18 protein-coding genes and 1 pseudogene are annotated in these 14,757 nt (G+C 56.4%); 2 read left to right on the top strand and 17 right to left on the bottom strand.

Annotated elements, in window-relative coordinates:
* Positions 1-134: 134 nt before the first annotated feature.
* From queC to K5D32_RS12525, 17 genes are all read right to left on the bottom strand, one after another.
* The gene (gene queC / locus K5D32_RS12605) at positions 135-809 is read right to left on the bottom strand and encodes a 7-cyano-7-deazaguanine synthase QueC (RefSeq protein ID WP_221576845.1); all 675 of its coding nucleotides are present in this window, start codon (positions 807-809) and stop codon (positions 135-137) included.
* 18 nt (positions 810-827) lie between these two features.
* Entirely contained in the window at positions 828-1,475 is a 648-nt protein-coding gene (gene queE, locus K5D32_RS12600; protein ID WP_025259011.1) for a 7-carboxy-7-deazaguanine synthase QueE, read from the bottom strand.
* A gap of 171 nt (positions 1,476-1,646) precedes the next feature.
* Positions 1,647-2,462 (bottom strand): tol-pal system protein YbgF, encoded by an 816-nt coding sequence (gene ybgF, locus K5D32_RS12595; RefSeq protein ID WP_038399765.1) that lies wholly within the window; start codon positions 2,460-2,462, stop codon positions 1,647-1,649.
* Between the two features lie 6 nt (positions 2,463-2,468).
* Positions 2,469-2,966, bottom strand: a complete 498-nt coding sequence (gene pal / locus K5D32_RS12590; protein ID WP_221576793.1) for a peptidoglycan-associated lipoprotein Pal — start codon at positions 2,964-2,966, stop codon at positions 2,469-2,471.
* Positions 2,967-3,018: 52 nt separating this feature from the next.
* Positions 3,019-4,320: a Tol-Pal system beta propeller repeat protein TolB gene (gene tolB / locus K5D32_RS12585; protein ID WP_221576792.1), complete on the bottom strand. Its 1,302-nt coding sequence runs from the start codon at positions 4,318-4,320 to the stop codon at positions 3,019-3,021.
* Complete coding sequence (tolA, locus tag K5D32_RS12580) at positions 4,317-5,369, bottom strand: cell envelope integrity protein TolA (protein ID WP_221576791.1); 1,053 nt, start codon at positions 5,367-5,369, stop codon at positions 4,317-4,319. Before tolA ends, tolB begins: the two co-directional genes overlap by 4 nt.
* Complete coding sequence (gene tolR / locus K5D32_RS12575; RefSeq protein ID WP_002554654.1) at positions 5,369-5,833, bottom strand: protein TolR; 465 nt, start codon at positions 5,831-5,833, stop codon at positions 5,369-5,371. The genes tolA and tolR overlap by 1 nt, the downstream gene beginning before the upstream one ends.
* A gap of 14 nt (positions 5,834-5,847) precedes the next feature.
* The gene (gene tolQ / locus K5D32_RS12570; protein WP_200993501.1) at positions 5,848-6,543 is read right to left on the bottom strand and encodes a protein TolQ; all 696 of its coding nucleotides are present in this window, start codon (positions 6,541-6,543) and stop codon (positions 5,848-5,850) included.
* Positions 6,533-7,000 carry a tol-pal system-associated acyl-CoA thioesterase gene (gene ybgC / locus K5D32_RS12565; RefSeq protein ID WP_025259005.1) on the bottom strand — a complete coding sequence of 156 codons (468 nt, stop codon included), beginning with the start codon at positions 6,998-7,000 and terminating at the stop codon, positions 6,533-6,535. The genes tolQ and ybgC overlap by 11 nt, the downstream gene beginning before the upstream one ends.
* Before the next feature lie 136 nt (positions 7,001-7,136).
* Positions 7,137-8,195 carry a Holliday junction branch migration DNA helicase RuvB gene (ruvB, locus tag K5D32_RS12560; RefSeq protein WP_221594437.1) on the bottom strand — a complete coding sequence of 353 codons (1,059 nt, stop codon included), beginning with the start codon at positions 8,193-8,195 and terminating at the stop codon, positions 7,137-7,139.
* Entirely contained in the window at positions 8,196-8,804 is a 609-nt protein-coding gene (gene ruvA / locus K5D32_RS12555; protein WP_117164654.1) for a Holliday junction branch migration protein RuvA, read from the bottom strand.
* Positions 8,805-8,919: 115 nt separating this feature from the next.
* Positions 8,920-9,444, bottom strand: coding sequence for a crossover junction endodeoxyribonuclease RuvC (ruvC, locus tag K5D32_RS12550; protein ID WP_025259002.1), 525 nt, complete (start codon positions 9,442-9,444; stop codon positions 8,920-8,922).
* A 130-nt stretch (positions 9,445-9,574) separates the two neighbouring features.
* Positions 9,575-10,321, bottom strand: coding sequence for a YebC/PmpR family DNA-binding transcriptional regulator (locus K5D32_RS12545; RefSeq protein WP_025259001.1), 747 nt, complete (start codon positions 10,319-10,321; stop codon positions 9,575-9,577).
* 116 nt (positions 10,322-10,437) lie between these two features.
* Entirely contained in the window at positions 10,438-12,213 is a 1,776-nt protein-coding gene (aspS, locus tag K5D32_RS12540) for an aspartate--tRNA ligase (RefSeq protein ID WP_025259000.1), read from the bottom strand.
* Positions 12,214-12,478: 265 nt separating this feature from the next.
* Positions 12,479-12,820: a ribbon-helix-helix domain-containing protein gene (locus K5D32_RS12535; RefSeq protein ID WP_051427717.1), complete on the bottom strand. Its 342-nt coding sequence runs from the start codon at positions 12,818-12,820 to the stop codon at positions 12,479-12,481.
* Positions 12,821-12,954: 134 nt separating this feature from the next.
* Complete coding sequence (locus tag K5D32_RS12530) at positions 12,955-13,188, bottom strand: hypothetical protein (RefSeq protein WP_221600499.1); 234 nt, start codon at positions 13,186-13,188, stop codon at positions 12,955-12,957.
* Positions 13,155-13,628, bottom strand: coding sequence for a Dps family protein (locus tag K5D32_RS12525; protein ID WP_025258998.1), 474 nt, complete (start codon positions 13,626-13,628; stop codon positions 13,155-13,157). Before K5D32_RS12525 ends, K5D32_RS12530 begins: the two co-directional genes overlap by 34 nt.
* Positions 13,629-14,087: 459 nt before the next feature.
* Between K5D32_RS12525 and K5D32_RS26275 the strand changes: the two are divergent.
* Together K5D32_RS26275 and K5D32_RS26270 are read left to right on the top strand one after the other, a co-directional pair.
* A pseudogene (locus tag K5D32_RS26275) lies at positions 14,088-14,348 on the top strand (cold shock domain-containing protein membrane protein); the annotation flags it as partial.
* A gap of 108 nt (positions 14,349-14,456) precedes the next feature.
* Positions 14,457-14,678 carry a cold shock domain-containing protein gene (locus K5D32_RS26270; protein ID WP_004667445.1) on the top strand — a complete coding sequence of 74 codons (222 nt, stop codon included), beginning with the start codon at positions 14,457-14,459 and terminating at the stop codon, positions 14,676-14,678.
* Positions 14,679-14,757 lie beyond the last annotated feature (79 nt).

The raw sequence follows: 14,757 nt of genomic DNA, 5'->3' as shown, positions 1-14,757 counted from the left end.
GGTCGTGTGGGATTCGAACCTACGACCAATTGGTTAAAAGCCAACTGCTCTACCAACTGAGCTAACGACCCTCTGTTGTGTGGCGCGTATATTACTGATTTTTATCAGTAATTCAACACCTTTTTGTAAAAAGATTAAAAATAGCGTGTCGGGTCTGCAATACCGGCGGCTGCGAAGCCTTCTGCGCGCAGGCGGCAGCTGTCGCATTTGCCACAGGCACGGCCTTCGTCATCGGCCTGGTAGCAGGAAACGGTCAGTCCGTAATCGACGCCCAGAGCCACACCCGCCTTGACGATGTCGGACTTGCTGAGGTTTTGCAGCGGCGCACGAATGGTGAAGCCCTGCCCTTCCACACCGGCTTTGGTCGCCAGATTGGCCATGCGCTCGAACGACTCGACGAACTCGGGACGGCAATCCGGGTAACCCGAATAGTCCACGGCATTGACGCCGATAAAGATGTCGCGTGCTTCCAGCACTTCTGCCCAGCCGAGTGCCAGGGACAGGAAGACGGTATTGCGCGCGGGTACATAAGTGACCGGAATGCCTTCAGTCGGTGCCTCCGGGACGGCAATGGAGCTGTCGGTCAATGCCGAGCCACCGATGCCATTGAGGTTGAGGCCAATGACCTTGTGCTCGATGGCACCCAGATCCCGTGCGACACGTGCAGCAGCGTTCAGCTCTGCGCGGTGGCGCTGGCCATAGTCGAAGCTCATGGTGTAACAGGCGTAACCTTCGGCACGAGCCATGGCAACGACAGTGGCTGAATCAAGCCCGCCGGACAGCAGGATTACGGCTCGTTTCTCGGTCATGGTCAATTCACTCATTTTTCAGCGCCCCGGCTCGTCGTCCCAAAGAATTTTATGCAACTGCATCTGCAAGCGGACCGGCAGGTTGTCTGCCACGATCCAGTCGGCCAGATCACGACCTTTCAGCTCATGGTGGCTGGCAGAAAACAGCACTTCACCAGCGCGCTTGTCCAGCCCGTACTGAATCAGCTTGGACACAGCCCAGTCATAGTCGTCCCTGGAACAGATCACGAACTTGACCTGATCGTTGGGCGTCAGCAATTCCATGTTTTCGTAGCGATTGCGAGCAACTTCCTTGGACCCTGGGGTCTTCAGGTCGACGACGCGGCTGACACGACTGTCTACAGCCGAGATATCCAGGGCACCGCTGGTTTCCAGCGAAACCTCGTAACCGGCGTCACACAGGCGCTCAAGCAAGGGAATGGCATTGGGCTGGGCAAGCGGTTCGCCACCGGTTACACAGACATAACGCGGACGATAGGCAGCGACCTGCTCAAGGATGTCTTCCAGCGACAGGATCTTTCCGCCACTGAATGCATAGGCACTGTCGCAATACTGGCAGCGCAGCGGACAACCCGTGAGGCGCACGAATACGGTGGGCAACCCAGCCGTACGAGTTTCACCCTGCAACGAGTAAAAGATTTCGGTGATACGTAATGTGTCTTGCATATGGGCCACGGGCGTAACAGCTAAACAGGCCGTCCGCCTCCGTCAGGCACTTCAAGGCACCCTGCACTCGCAGAATCCAGTGAAGCGTAATAATTACCGGAATTTCGGGTGCGAAATTCTAACGAAAAAAGCCGCGACAAGCGCGGCTTTCTTGAATAGCGGGTTCAGGCATCAGAGACGCTGAAGATCCCGCTGTGCCAATTGTGCAGCCGAAGTGCCCGGATACTGGGCCACGACTTGCTGCAGGATGCCTTTGACCTTGTCGGTGTGGCCGAGGCGACGCTCGACATCGGCCAGCTTGTAAAGCGAATCAGGCACCTTGGCGTGCTTTGGGTACAGCTGACTGACCTTGGCAAATGCCTGACCAGCGCCTTGGAGGTCGCCTTTGGCCAGGTTCACTTCACCCAGCCAGTATTGGGCGTTGCCCGCATACGAGCTGTTTGGGTACTTGCGCAGGAAAGCGGTAAAAGCCTGACTGGCTTTATCGAAATCCTTGGCCTTGATCAAATCGAAGGCAGCTTCGTAATAGAGCTTTTCCTTCGCCGGATCAGGAGGCTCTGTGCCTGCTGCAGGAGCCTGGGCCGCTGGGGCCGAAGGCGTCCCGCTGGCGTCGATACTGCCGCCAGAAGGTTGGGAATTATTGGTAGCTGCAGCGGCTGCGCCACTGGAGATACGCGAGTCGAGATCCTGATAACGCTCCAGCGCTTCCTGCTTCATGCGCTGAATATCGTTCTGCTGGACTTCAACGAGACCACGCAAGCGCGCGATTTCTTCCTGCATTTGCTGCAATTGCATGAACAGCTGACCATTTGCCGAGGTCGGGGCCGAAACCCCTCCCCCGGCATAGGCGCCGGACGTGCCATAACCAGCTGGCGGATAACTGCTGCTGCCAGAGCCAGAATTGTCATCGACCACGGGAACCGCACCCCACGCTGAAAGCGGGAGGGTGAGGGCCAAAACGGTTAGAGCACGTCGGCACGTTCGCATGTCAAATTACTTACGCAGTTCGACGCGACGGTTTTGAGCCCAGGACTGCTCGTCGTTGCCGGTAGCAACTGGACGCTCTTCGCCGTAGGAAACCAGTTCCAGCTGAGCTGGGGAAACACCTTGCAGAACCAGGTAGCGCTGAACGGCTTTCGCACGACGCTCGCCCAGAGCGATGTTGTACTCACGAGTACCGCGCTCGTCGGTGTTGCCTTCCAGAACGACGCGAGCGCCGTTTGCTTTCAGGTCCTTGGCATGCACGTCCAGAGCACGCAGTGCTTCTGGCTTCAGATCCGAACTGTCGTATTCGAAGTAGAAGGTGGTGATTGCACGCAGAGCAGCTTCTTCGCTCAGGCTGCCATCTACAGCGCCAGTGTTGGCACCGTAACCAGCGTTAGGGTCAACAGCGCCAGCGCCAGCGTTGTCACCGCCTTTGGACGAGCAACCAACAGCTACAGCCATGGCCAGAGCCAGCGCAGCAAACTTACCAAACTTCAACATTTCCATCTTGAAACTCCTAATGAACCCCAGTGTGTTAAGCAAATCGTGTAGCGCCGCGTCAGTTCAGGTAAGGGGACCAGGAAGGTTCTCTGACTTCGCCTTGAGCGGTAGGAAGCGGGAGCCTTACGCGTCCGTTAATGGACACGAGCATCAAGACTCCCCGGCCCTGCTGGCGGGTGGCGTAGATTACCATGGTGCCGTTGGGCGCAACAGTAGGCGACTCATCAAGGTTGCTATCTGTGAGGATTTTTACACTTCCGCGAGCCAAATCCTGCACTGCAACCTTGAAATTAGTGAAGCCGTCCTGCCGGTGAATCATTACCAGCGTCTTTTCATCAGCTGACAATTTCGGGTTGGCATTGTAGTTACCCACGAACGTTACACGCTCGGCACCACCGCCATTGATGCTGGTTTTATAGATCTGTGGCTTGCCGCCACGGTCCGACGTGAAGTACAGCGTCGAGCCATCCTTGCCGAAAAACGGTTCGGTATCAATGGATGAATCGTTGGTTACGCGCGTCAATTGACGCGAGGCCAGATTCATCACGTAGACCTCCGGGTTACCGTCCTTGGACAGCACGAACGCCAGCTTGCCGCCATCGGGCGACCATGCAGGCGCGCCGTTGAGACCTTCGAAGTTGGTGATCTGCTCACGACGACCGGTATCGATATGCTGAACGAAGATGCGTGGACGTCTCTGCTCGAACGATACATAGGCGATACGCTTGCCATCAGGAGCAAAGCGTGGCGACAGGATCGGCTCGCGGGACTGCAGCAGCGTTACAGCACGTGCACCGTCGTAGTCCGAACGTTGCAGGGTGTAACGAGTGTTGCTTTCCGAGAAACGTTCGGCAGTCACGTACAGCATGCGGGTGGAGAACGCGCCCTTGATGCCGGTCAGTTTTTCGAACGACTGGTCGGCAATGTAGTGCGCCATGTCCCGCAACTGGTCATTGGTGCCCGATACGCTGCCGGTCAGGACCTGCTGCTCGGTGGCAACGTTGAACAGAGCGTACTGGATCTGCAGACGACCGCCCGCAGGGACGATGTTGCCGACCATGACGTACTGCGCATTCAGGGCCTTCCAGTCACGGAAGATGATCTCGCTTGCCTGGGTCGGCAGGCTGATCATGTTCTGTTTTGGAATCGGCGAGTAGTAACCCGAGTTGCGCAGGTCGTTACTGACGATATCGGCCATGTCTTCAGGCAGCACATTGCCGCCCTGCCAGCCAAAAGGCACCACAGCAATCGGAGTGGCGCGGTCACTTCCGCTGGTGACCATGATGTTCTTTTCTTCCGCAACGGCTAAGCCCGCCGCACAGCAAAGAACCAAAAGCAGTCCTCGAAGAAGGTTAATCACAAGGCTAGATCCTCAGGTGTGAATGTCATCTTGAATGAACGATAGGGAGCGAAGTCCGCTGGCTTCAAACCCTGCATTTCTGTCAAACGACCAATATTCTTGACCGCTGCCACTGCCGAACTGTCGAACGGACCGTCACCACTGGACCTGGCAATAGTCACCGAAGTCACTGTGCCGTCCGGCAACATGCCGATCTGCAATACCACTGCCATGCCTTTGCGCGCCGATGGTGGGCGAGCCCAGCCTTCGGATGCACGCAGACGAATCAGGTCATCGAAGTTACCCGCTACCTCATCGCCCACTTCATCGGCCAGAGCCTGTTGACGCTGAGGCTTGTCGGAAAGCAGGTCGGCCAGAGCCTGTGCCTTCTTGTCCTCGGCAGCCTTGCGCGCAGCTTCCTGAGCCTTTTTGGCTGAGTCGGCAGCAGCTTTCTTCTTGGCGTCCTCGGCAGCCTTTTTCTTCGCGTCTTCAGCCGCTTTTTTCTTCGCTTCATCGGCAGCCTGTTTCTTGGCTTCCTCGGCGGCGGCCTTCTTGGCGTCTTCCTCGGCTTTTTTCTTCGCTTCTTCTTCGGCTTTCTTCTTGGCTACATCAGCCAATTGTTTCTCTTCGGCCTTTTTCGCATCGGCAGCTTTCTTGGCGTCATCGGCCTTTTTGGCTTCCTCGGCTTTCTGCTCGGCTTTCCTGGCCTCGTCAGCAGCCTTCTGTTCTTCGGCTTTTTGAGCAGCCTCTTCTTTCTTTTGTTCCGCAGCCTTTACAGCTTCCTGTTTCTGCTGCTCGATCTTCTTCTGCTCCAACTGCTCGACTTCAGTCTGTCGTGCAGCGGCTTTCTTTGCCTCGCCGGCAATCTTCTGGTTGGTCTGGGTCGTCGCCTGACTCTTGGACTTGAGTTGATACAGAGTAGCCTGAACCACAGGTTTGGCCTCCGGCAACTCGGGAGTCATGGCAAAGCTCACGAAAAGCATGCCAAAAATCAGGATATGCAGGCCAACGGCCCAGACAGAGGGCCAGAAGTAGCTTTCCGAGGCAGACGGCTCTCGAATCGGCTGCATCAGGGGGCCTCAGTAATCAAGCCAACATTCCCTACACCAGCTTTCTGCAGCCCGCCCATCGTGCCCATGACAGAACCGTAATCAACGGTCTTGTCACCACGAATAAACACCTGCGTCTGCTTGCCGGCATCACGACCGGCAGCGACTATCTTGGTCACGGCAGCGGTCAGTTGCGGCAGGGTCATTGCCTTGTCCATCTGTTTGTCGGTATCGACTTCGCTGCCAAGGTTCCAGTAGTAGGTCTTGTCAGCCTTGATCGAAATGGTCAGGACCTGATTGTTGTTGTCCTGCGGCAAAGCCTCGCTGGAGACCTTGGGCAAGTCGACTTTCACGCCCTGGTTGATCATGGGAGCGGTCACCATGAAGATGACGAGCAGCACCAGCATCACGTCGATGTATGGCACCACGTTCATTTCGGCGACCGGCTTGCGTTTTCTGCGACGATCTCGAGCGATTAAAGCCATGGGGAATTACCTGCTCACTCTTCGCTGGTATGCACTTTACGGTGCAGGATCGCCTGGAATTCTTCGGCGAACGTGTAGTAACGACTGATCAGGGTTTCGCTGCGAGCGGAAAAACGGTTGTAGGCGATAACAGCCGGAATGGCCGCGAACAGGCCGATGGCCGTTGCGATCAGTGCCTCGGCAATACCCGGAGCCACAGTAGCCAGGGTTGCCTGCTGCGCAGTCGCCAGACCGCGGAAAGAGTTCATGATGCCCCAGACCGTACCGAACAGACCGATATAAGGGCTGGTGGAACCTACGGTAGCCAGGAACGGCAGGCCGGCTTCCAGCTTTTCTTCTTCACGGGAGATCGCAACGCGCATGGCACGGGCCACGCCTTCCATCACGGCATCAGGATCGACGCCAGCCTGCTGACGCAGACGGGAGAATTCCTTGAAGCCGGCACGGAAGATCTGCTCTACGCCGGAATCCGGGTCAGGGTTGCTGCCCGCCTGGCGATACAGCTTGGACAGATCGATGCCCGACCAGAAACGCTCTTCGAAGCTGTCCAGTGCACGTCGACCGGCACGCAGCATGTTGCCGCGCTGAAAAATCACGATCCACGAAGTGACTGAAGCAGCCACAAGCATCAGCATCACCAACTGAACAACAATGCTGGCATTGCTGACCAAACTCCACATGGAGGAATGGTCGACTACGTTAGCTTCCACGCTTTATCTCCTGCTCTGAATGTATGCCCGCGCCGCTCTGGTCGGCAAAGGCCGCTCGCAAAGCTTCGGGAATGGCCCGGGGTTTCAAACTATCGGCGCGTACACACGCCACCAAAAACTGCCCCTCACAGAGCAGCGTTGCATCCGCAGCCAGCCTGACCTGCTGCTTGAAGCGCAGGCTGACACGGTTCAATTCGATTACTTCAGCGCTTACCAGCAGCTCATCGTCCAGACGCGCAGGCTTGTGATAACGAGCCTCACTGGAATGCACGACGAACAGCAGGTCCTCCTTCGCAAGCTCGGACTGGGCAAAACCCAGCTCTCGCAGTTGCTCGGTACGAGCCCGCTCCATGAATTTCAGATAGTTGACGTAGTAGACGATGCCGCCTGCATCGGTGTCCTCGTAATAAACGCGACAGCGATGTGCGAACGACGGAGCCCCGTTTTGCGCGCGCATACTCTAGTGCTTACTCCTCGGGTTGCCAATCGGGTCAGGCAACTGTTTTTCATGGTTTGGCCACTTATTGATGGCTTCTGCCATCACGCTGGCACTCTGACCACCAAAAGTGCAAATAAGTCGCTCATGGCCACTATTAATACGTCGGGCCATCTGCAAAGCCCTCCGATGCTGGCACTTCGCCCATTCGCGAAGGAATGTTCAACCCGAAATGCAGATAGGCATGCCGGGTAACGACCCGCCCACGCGGTGTGCGCATGATATAGCCTTGCTGGATCAAATAGGGTTCCAGCACGTCTTCGATGGTATGCCGTTCCTCACTGATGGCAGCCGCCAGGCTGTCTACGCCAACAGGACCACCGTCGAATTTCTCGATCATGGTCAGCAGCAGACGCCGGTCCTGATGATCGAAACCGTGCTCGTCGACATCCAGCAGATTCAGTGCCTTGTCGGCCGTTTGCCGGGTGATGTGGCCATTACTGCGAACCTGGGCGAAATCCCGGACGCGTCGCAACAGGCGGTTGGCGATACGGGGTGTGCCACGAGCGCGACGGGCAATTTCAAAGGCCCCTTCCGGCTCGATGGCCAGCCCCAGAATACCGGCGGAGCGCGACACGATGGTCGACAGGTCGGCGATGTTATAGAACTCCAGACGCTGGACGATCCCGAAACGGTCACGTAGCGGGTTGGTCAGCATGCCAGCGCGAGTCGTCGCCCCCACCAGGGTGAAAGGAGGCAGGTCGAGTTTGATGGAGCGCGCGGCAGGGCCTTCACCAATCATGATGTCCAGCTGGAAGTCTTCCATGGCCGGATACAGCACCTCTTCGACGATAGGTGACAGGCGATGGATTTCGTCAATGAACAGCACGTCATGAGGTTCGAGATTGGTCAGAATCGCCGCCAGGTCACCCGGACGCTCCAGCACAGGGCCGGACGTGCTCTTGATCGACACCGACATTTCCTGGGCAATGATATTGGCCAGCGTGGTCTTGCCCAGCCCCGGCGGGCCGAAAATCAAGGTGTGGTCCAGGGATTCGTTGCGCCCACGCGCAGCCTGGATGAACAACTCCATCTGCTCGCGCACGGTCGGCTGCCCGATGTAGTCAGCCAGGCTCAGAGGACGAATGGCACGGTCCAGTTGTTCCTCACGATCACGGCCACTGCTGGCGGTAATCAGGCGATCCGCTTCAATCACTTACGCCATCCCCTTCAAAGCACGTCGGATCAGATCTGCACTGCTCAAGCCTTTTTCCTTGATCGCAGAGACGGCCTTGCTCGCCTCTTGAGGTTTATAGCCCAGGGAAATCAGCGCACTGACCGCATCGGACTCGGCAGATGCCACAGGTTCGGCCTGATTCGGGCCATCGGAAACCAGCGCAAACGTGCCCGGCAGCGCTTCCCAGGCCTTGAAGCGATCCTTGAGTTCGACCAGCAGACGCTCGGCGGTCTTCTTGCCGACCCCCGGAATACGGGTCAGGGCCGAAGTATCCTGCGCCTGGACGCAACGCACCAGTTCATCGACCTCAAGACCCGACATCAACGCCAGCGCCAGTTTCGGGCCGACGCCATTGAGGCGAATCAGCTCACGAAACAGCTCACGCTCGCGCTTCTCGTAAAAACCATAGAGCAGATGCGCATCTTCGCGAACCACCAGATGGGTATGCAAAGTCACCGGCTCACCGACATGCGGCAAACGATAAAGCGTTGTCATGGGTACTTCCAGCTCATAGCCGACGCCATTGACGTCCAGTACCAGGTGCGGTGGCTGCTTCTCGGCGAGAAAGCCACGTAAACGTCCAATCACGTATCAGATCCTTTCGTGTTGCCCATCGCTGGCGTCGCCAGTGCAAAAAATATGAACACCATCATCACAGGAGTAGCCAGACCTGCAAGCAAAAATATGCATGCGGATGATGCAGTCAGAGACGCAACCGACCACCGCGACTGCGTGCAGTCCCCAGACCATGAGGAATAAGGCTTGAGCGCGTGTGCGCATGACACAGCGCAATGGCCAGTGCATCTGAGGCGTCGATCTGGGGTTTCTGGGTCAGCTTGAGCAAATGCATGACCATCATCATCACCTGCTCCTTGTTGGCACCACCAGTGCCGGCAACCGCCTGCTTGACCTGAGTGGCCGTGTATTCGGCAATCTCCAGCCCTTCCTCGGCACCCGCCACAATGGCCGCGCCCCGGGCCTGGCCCAGTTTCAGCGCAGAATCGGCATTGCGCGCCATGAAGACCTTTTCGATCCCCATGGTGACAGGACCATGAGTCTGGATGACTTCACGCACACCGCGAAACACAATCTGCAGCCGCTCTTGCAGCTCACCGGCTCCCGTGCGAATGCAACCCGAAGCCACATAGACACAGCCACGCCCGGTATCACGCACAACGCCATAACCGGTGATTCGCGAACCGGGGTCGATGCCAAGAATAAGAGTCATAACGCCCGCAATTTGAAAAGTATCGCAAAACAATTGATGCAGCATAAAGGCAGAAGCCGGAGGCCGATAGCGGCGTGATCATCACCGCTTCCTGCCTCCGGCCTCCAATGTACAGCGAAGCAGCCTGCAATCAGCCAAGCTGCTCCAGAACGTCATCCGGAATTTCCGCGTTGGAGTAGACGTTCTGCACGTCATCCAGGTCTTCAAGCATATCGATCAACTTGAGCACCTTTTCAGCGGTTTCCAGATCGAGCACGGCACTGGTAGTGGGCAACATGACGATTTCCGCGTCAGAAGCCTTGAAACCCGCCGCTTCCAGCGCGTTACGCACGGCATAGAAACCGGCGAACGAGGTGAACACGTCGATGGAACCATCTTCGTTGCTCACGACATCGTCGGCATCAGCTTCCATTGCCGCCTCAATCAGCGCGTCTTCATCGACACCGGCCGCAAAGGAGATCTGCCCCTTGCGATCGAACAGATAAGCCACGGAACCGTCAGTACCCAGGTTGCCGCCACACTTGGTGAACGCATGACGAACGGCAGCAGCGGTACGGTTGCGGTTATCGGTCATGGCTTCAACCATGATCGCAACGCCACCGGGGCCGTAGCCCTCGTAACCCAGCTCCTCGACATCGTTGCCATCGTCGGCACCGACGCCACGAGCAACAGCGCGGTCGATGGTGTCGCGGGTCATGTTGGCGCCAAGCGCCTTGTCCAGCGCCAGACGCAGACGCGGGTTGGAACCTGGATCACCACCACCCTGACGGGCAGCGACAGTCAGCTCACGAATCCACTTGGTGAAGATCTTGCCTTTCTTGGCATCCTGACGCTCTTTGCGGTGCTTGATGTTCGCCCACTTAGAATGACCTGCCATTTCTCGCTCCAGATTCTTTTTGAAACACCTTCACCTTTTACCCGCGTAAACGGGCAAAAGGCTTTTTACTCGACAGGCGCACTGCAGAGCGCATCAAAAATGCGCCCTGCCCCGCATCACTCGGCCTTCTGCTGCTCGCGCAGGCGAATGTGCAGTTCACGCAGAGCCTTGGCATCAACGACGCCAGGAGCCTGGGTCATGACATCGGCAGCGCTCTGGGTTTTCGGGAAGGCAATCACTTCACGAATCGACTGGGCGCCAGTCATCAGCATCACCAGACGGTCCAGACCGAAAGCCAGGCCGCCATGGGGTGGTGCGCCGTATTTCAGTGCGTCGAGCAGGAAGCCGAACTTCTCTTGCTGCTCGTCTTCGGCGATACCCAGCAGGCGGAATACAGCCTGCTGCATTTCCTTGCGGTGGATACGGATCGAACCGCCGCCAAGCTCGGTACCGTTGAGCACCATGTCGTAAGCGCGGGACAGCGCCTTGCCTGGGTTGGCTTCCAGCTCTTCAGGAGTGCACTTTGGCGCCGTGAAGGGGTGGTGCAACGCGCTGAAGCTGCCGTCGTCGTTCTCTTCGAACATCGGGAAGTCCACGACCCACATCGGTGCCCACTCGCAGGTGTGCAGCTTGAAGTCGTTACCCACCTTGATACGCAACGCGCCCAAGGCCTCGCTGACGATCTTGGCCTTGTCCGCGCCGAAGAACACGATATCGCCATCAACCGCGCCAACGCGATCAAGGATCACATTGAGGTTGGCTTCCGGGATGTTCTTGACGATTGGCGATTGCAGGCCATCAACGCCGTTGGCGCGCTCGTTGACCTTGATGTACGCCAGGCCCTTGGCACCGTAGATGCTGACGAACTTGGTGTAATCGTCGATCTGTTTGCGCGGAATACTTGCCCCGCCAGGAACGCGCAATGCGGCAATCCGGCACTTCGGATCGTTGGCAGGACCGCTGAAGACCTTGAACTCGACGTCCTTGAGCTGATCGGCAACATCGACCAGTTCCAGAGGGTTGCGCAGGTCAGGCTTGTCGGAACCATAGCGGCGCATGGCTTCTTCGAAGGTCATGTGCGGGAATTCACCGAATTCCAGGTCCAGGACTTCCTTGAACAACTGACGAACCATCTTCTCGGTCAGACCGATGATGTCTTCTTCATTGAGGAAGCTGGTCTCGATATCGATCTGAGTGAACTCAGGCTGACGGTCGGCACGCAGGTCTTCGTCACGGAAGCATTTGGCGATCTGGTAGTAGCGGTCGAAGCCGGCAACCATCAGCAACTGCTTGAACAGCTGAGGCGACTGAGGCAAGGCAAAGAAGCTGCCAGGGTGTGTGCGGCTTGGTACCAGATAGTCGCGAGCGCCTTCAGGCGTGGCGCGAGTCAGGATCGGAGTCTCGACATCCAGGAAGCCGTTGTCATCCAGGTAGCGACGGATGCTGGTGGTGATGCGCGAGCGCAGACGCAGCTTCTCGGCCATTTCCGGACGACGCAGATCGATGAAGCGATAGCGCAGGCGGGTTTCTTCGCCGACGTCGGAGTATTCGTTCAGCGGGAACGGCGGAGTCTCGGATTCGTTCAGGACTTCCAGCTCGTAGCCCAGCACTTCGATGGCGCCGGAAGCCATGTTGGCATTGACGGCACCGGCCGGACGGGCACGCACCTTGCCGACGACCTTGACGACATATTCGCTGCGCACACGGTCGGCAGCGGCAAAGGTATCGGCACGATCGGGATCGAACACCACCTGAGCCATGCCTTCACGGTCGCGGATATCGAGGAAGATCACGCCTCCGTGGTCACGACGACGGTGGACCCATCCGCAAAGGGTAATTTCCTGACCTTCCAGACTTTCGTTCAGTTGGCCGCAATAATGGCTGCGCATCATGATGGTGTGTTCACTTCTCGTAATTCGAAATTCGGTGGGGGCTTTCGCTCCTGGCCGCTCAATAGTGCAAGGCACCGGCATCCAGCTCAAGCCAGTCCCTGCCACGCGGAGCCATGCCCGTCAGCAAGGCGAAGGATTATATAGAGTTAATCGAGGCCGTGCAGCCGAACGAACTCATCCTGTCTGGATAAGTTCGTATTAGTGCCGGGCAACAGGCTTGCGACACTGCTCGAAAGGACCCGCCAGCAGCGAGTCCGGAGAAATATCAGGCTTGAACCTGCTCAAGGCGATCAGCCTTCAAAAGGTGTGCAACACACACGACGCGGATCAGCCCGCTGAAGTTCTTCACACCGCCGTAACGCAGATGAACCTCCCTGTCGATATAAGAAAGCACTGCATTCACGGAGCAGTTATTGGATCGGGCAATCGCCGACAATATGTTCCAGTAGACCTTTTCCAGACGCAGACACGTCGCCAGACCATTAAGGCGCACCGACTTGGAGTGCGGCTGTGCCAGATTCATATTGAAATCCTCGACAAAAGGATCATTGCGTATGGACGAATGCCTGCTTAAATCTTTGACCTCACGCTCAACACCTCTGACCATGGCTATTCCACCTCTACAAAATCAATTCGAATCCCGATAAGAAACATTTAAAAATAAATAAATGCGACTCCTATAAGGCCCGATTAAAGATCTTATATCCAGCGGAACCATTACCTTGTTTCTGTAGGAGATGACTACAAAAGAATACAGAATAAGGAAACACCAAAAACGCTATAACTTAAGAAAAGTTCGCCAATGCGTTTAATATTTATACTTTTACATTTTAAAACAGGCTGCATGTGCAGCATCAGGTCGAGCGCAGGAAGGCTCGACTGCAGCGCGTTGCCAGGGGTGACGGCAACGCGCTCCGGGCAGAAGGGCAACAGCCCTGCTGTCAGCGGGATTCGAGCATCGAACGCAACATCCATGCAGTCTTCTCGTGAACCTGCATGCGTTGGGTCAACAGATCTGCAGTCGGCTCATCACTTGCTTTATCCAGCAGAGGAAAAAGACTACGAGCCGTTCGGACAACAGCCTCTTGGCCCTGAACCAGACTTCTGATCATATCTTCAGCACTCGGCACGCCTTCTTCTTCCTTGATCGAAGACAGACGAGCATAAGTCGAATATGTACCTGGCGCCGGGAAGCCAAGAGCACGAATACGCTCGGCAATGGAATCTACAGCCAGTGCCAGTTCGTTGTATTGCTCTTCAAACATCAGGTGCAGTGTGCGAAACATCGGCCCACTGACGTTCCAGTGAAAGTTGTGAGTCTTGAGGTAAAGTACATAAGTATCCGCAAGCAGATGCGAAAGACCGTCTACGATCGATTTGCGATCCTCTTCACTGATACCGATATCGATTGCCATGTTTCATGCCCTTTTAATGAGGATTGGAAAGCAGTAACAGAGCTACTTTATCAAGAGACGCCAACGGGCGCAGCCTTCTATTGGTGCACTCGCTCAAATAGGCACATCCATACAGGAAAGTAGCGCCTGAATCGTCAAGCCTGTCTGACCCCGCCCCGACAAAACGAGTTCCATGAATTCGTCAAAGGCCAGCCAGGGGCTCTGGCTCAAGGCCGTCAGCGGCCATTGAAGCAGACGCTTTACTGGCGTCAACAAAACCGGCGAGGCCTCACAGGTACTTGATTTGAGTAGAGTTCGGCTTTGCTGTTAAATACACGACGTGTCGCTACCGATCCTGCCATCCGGCTGTAGCGCATAGGCTGGACCATCGCTCGTGCATCACGCCTCCACTTTTTCAGAAGCGTACCGGGCGCTACCAGCTATTTCCTTGTGATCCTTCTTAATGTGAGCTTTTTAAAAATGTTGAAAATCGTCCACCTGGTAACAGGAGCAGCAGCCCTGCTGTTGTCCCTCATACCCAGCCTGCGTAGTGAAATGCTCCAACCCGATGCGCTTTATCTCGCTTTCTTCGGGCTGCTCAATCTTGTACTCGCTCCTGTGATCCCCTATTGGAACCGGGGACCACGCCACAACCTGCAAAATCTGGTCAGTGCTCTGCTTGTTCTTGCCGTCATCATCCAAATACTCACCCTGCTCGTTCCGCTCGATAGAATCGCCGGTCTACCAGCCGTCATGATCAGTCTGATTGTCGCTGTTGCTGCCGTTGCCCTGCACCTGGGAGTGAGTTTCTACAGATCCTCTCCTTCTCCAGCACCTCAAAGCCAGGATCTGGGCAATCGCGATACTGGCACCGTGAAGTGGTTCAACACGTCCAAGGGCTTCGGCTTCATCTCCCGTGACTCGGGCGACGATATCTTCGTACACTTTCGCGCCATTCGCGGCGAAGGTCATCGCGTACTCGTCGAAGGCCAGCGTGTCGAGTTCTCCGTAATGAACCGCGACAAAGGCCTGCAGGCCGAAGACGTCATCGCCGCATTGCCGCGCCGCTGATTTCTGCCGCCCAATAAAAAACATAAAGACATACCCTACGTGAGCGAGGAGTTTTTTTTTTCAGTACTAATGTACTACA

Source organism: Pseudomonas cichorii (genome assembly GCF_019719005.1).
Classification (GTDB): domain Bacteria; phylum Pseudomonadota; class Gammaproteobacteria; order Pseudomonadales; family Pseudomonadaceae; genus Aquipseudomonas; species Aquipseudomonas cichorii_E.
This window is presented reverse-complemented; position numbering and strand designations above follow the sequence as displayed.

Coding starts and splice junctions, on each gene's coding strand:
- queC (WP_221576845.1), bottom strand. CDS start 809: ATGACCGAGAAACGAGCCGTAATCCTGCTGTCCGGCGGGCTTGATTCA.
- queE (WP_025259011.1), bottom strand. CDS start 1,475: ATGCAAGACACATTACGTATCACCGAAATCTTTTACTCGTTGCAGGGT.
- ybgF (WP_038399765.1), bottom strand. CDS start 2,462: ATGCGAACGTGCCGACGTGCTCTAACCGTTTTGGCCCTCACCCTCCCG.
- pal (WP_221576793.1), bottom strand. CDS start 2,966: ATGGAAATGTTGAAGTTTGGTAAGTTTGCTGCGCTGGCTCTGGCCATG.
- tolA (WP_221576791.1), bottom strand. CDS start 5,369: ATGCAGCCGATTCGAGAGCCGTCTGCCTCGGAAAGCTACTTCTGGCCC.
- tolR (WP_002554654.1), bottom strand. CDS start 5,833: ATGGCTTTAATCGCTCGAGATCGTCGCAGAAAACGCAAGCCGGTCGCC.
- ybgC (WP_025259005.1), bottom strand. CDS start 7,000: ATGCGCGCGCAAAACGGGGCTCCGTCGTTCGCACATCGCTGTCGCGTT.
- ruvC (WP_025259002.1), bottom strand. CDS start 9,444: ATGACTCTTATTCTTGGCATCGACCCCGGTTCGCGAATCACCGGTTAT.
- K5D32_RS12545 (WP_025259001.1), bottom strand. CDS start 10,321: ATGGCAGGTCATTCTAAGTGGGCGAACATCAAGCACCGCAAAGAGCGT.
- aspS (WP_025259000.1), bottom strand. CDS start 12,213: ATGATGCGCAGCCATTATTGCGGCCAACTGAACGAAAGTCTGGAAGGT.
- K5D32_RS12535 (WP_051427717.1), bottom strand. CDS start 12,820: ATGGTCAGAGGTGTTGAGCGTGAGGTCAAAGATTTAAGCAGGCATTCG.
- K5D32_RS12530 (WP_221600499.1), bottom strand. CDS start 13,188: ATGGATGTTGCGTTCGATGCTCGAATCCCGCTGACAGCAGGGCTGTTG.
- K5D32_RS12525 (WP_025258998.1), bottom strand. CDS start 13,628: ATGGCAATCGATATCGGTATCAGTGAAGAGGATCGCAAATCGATCGTA.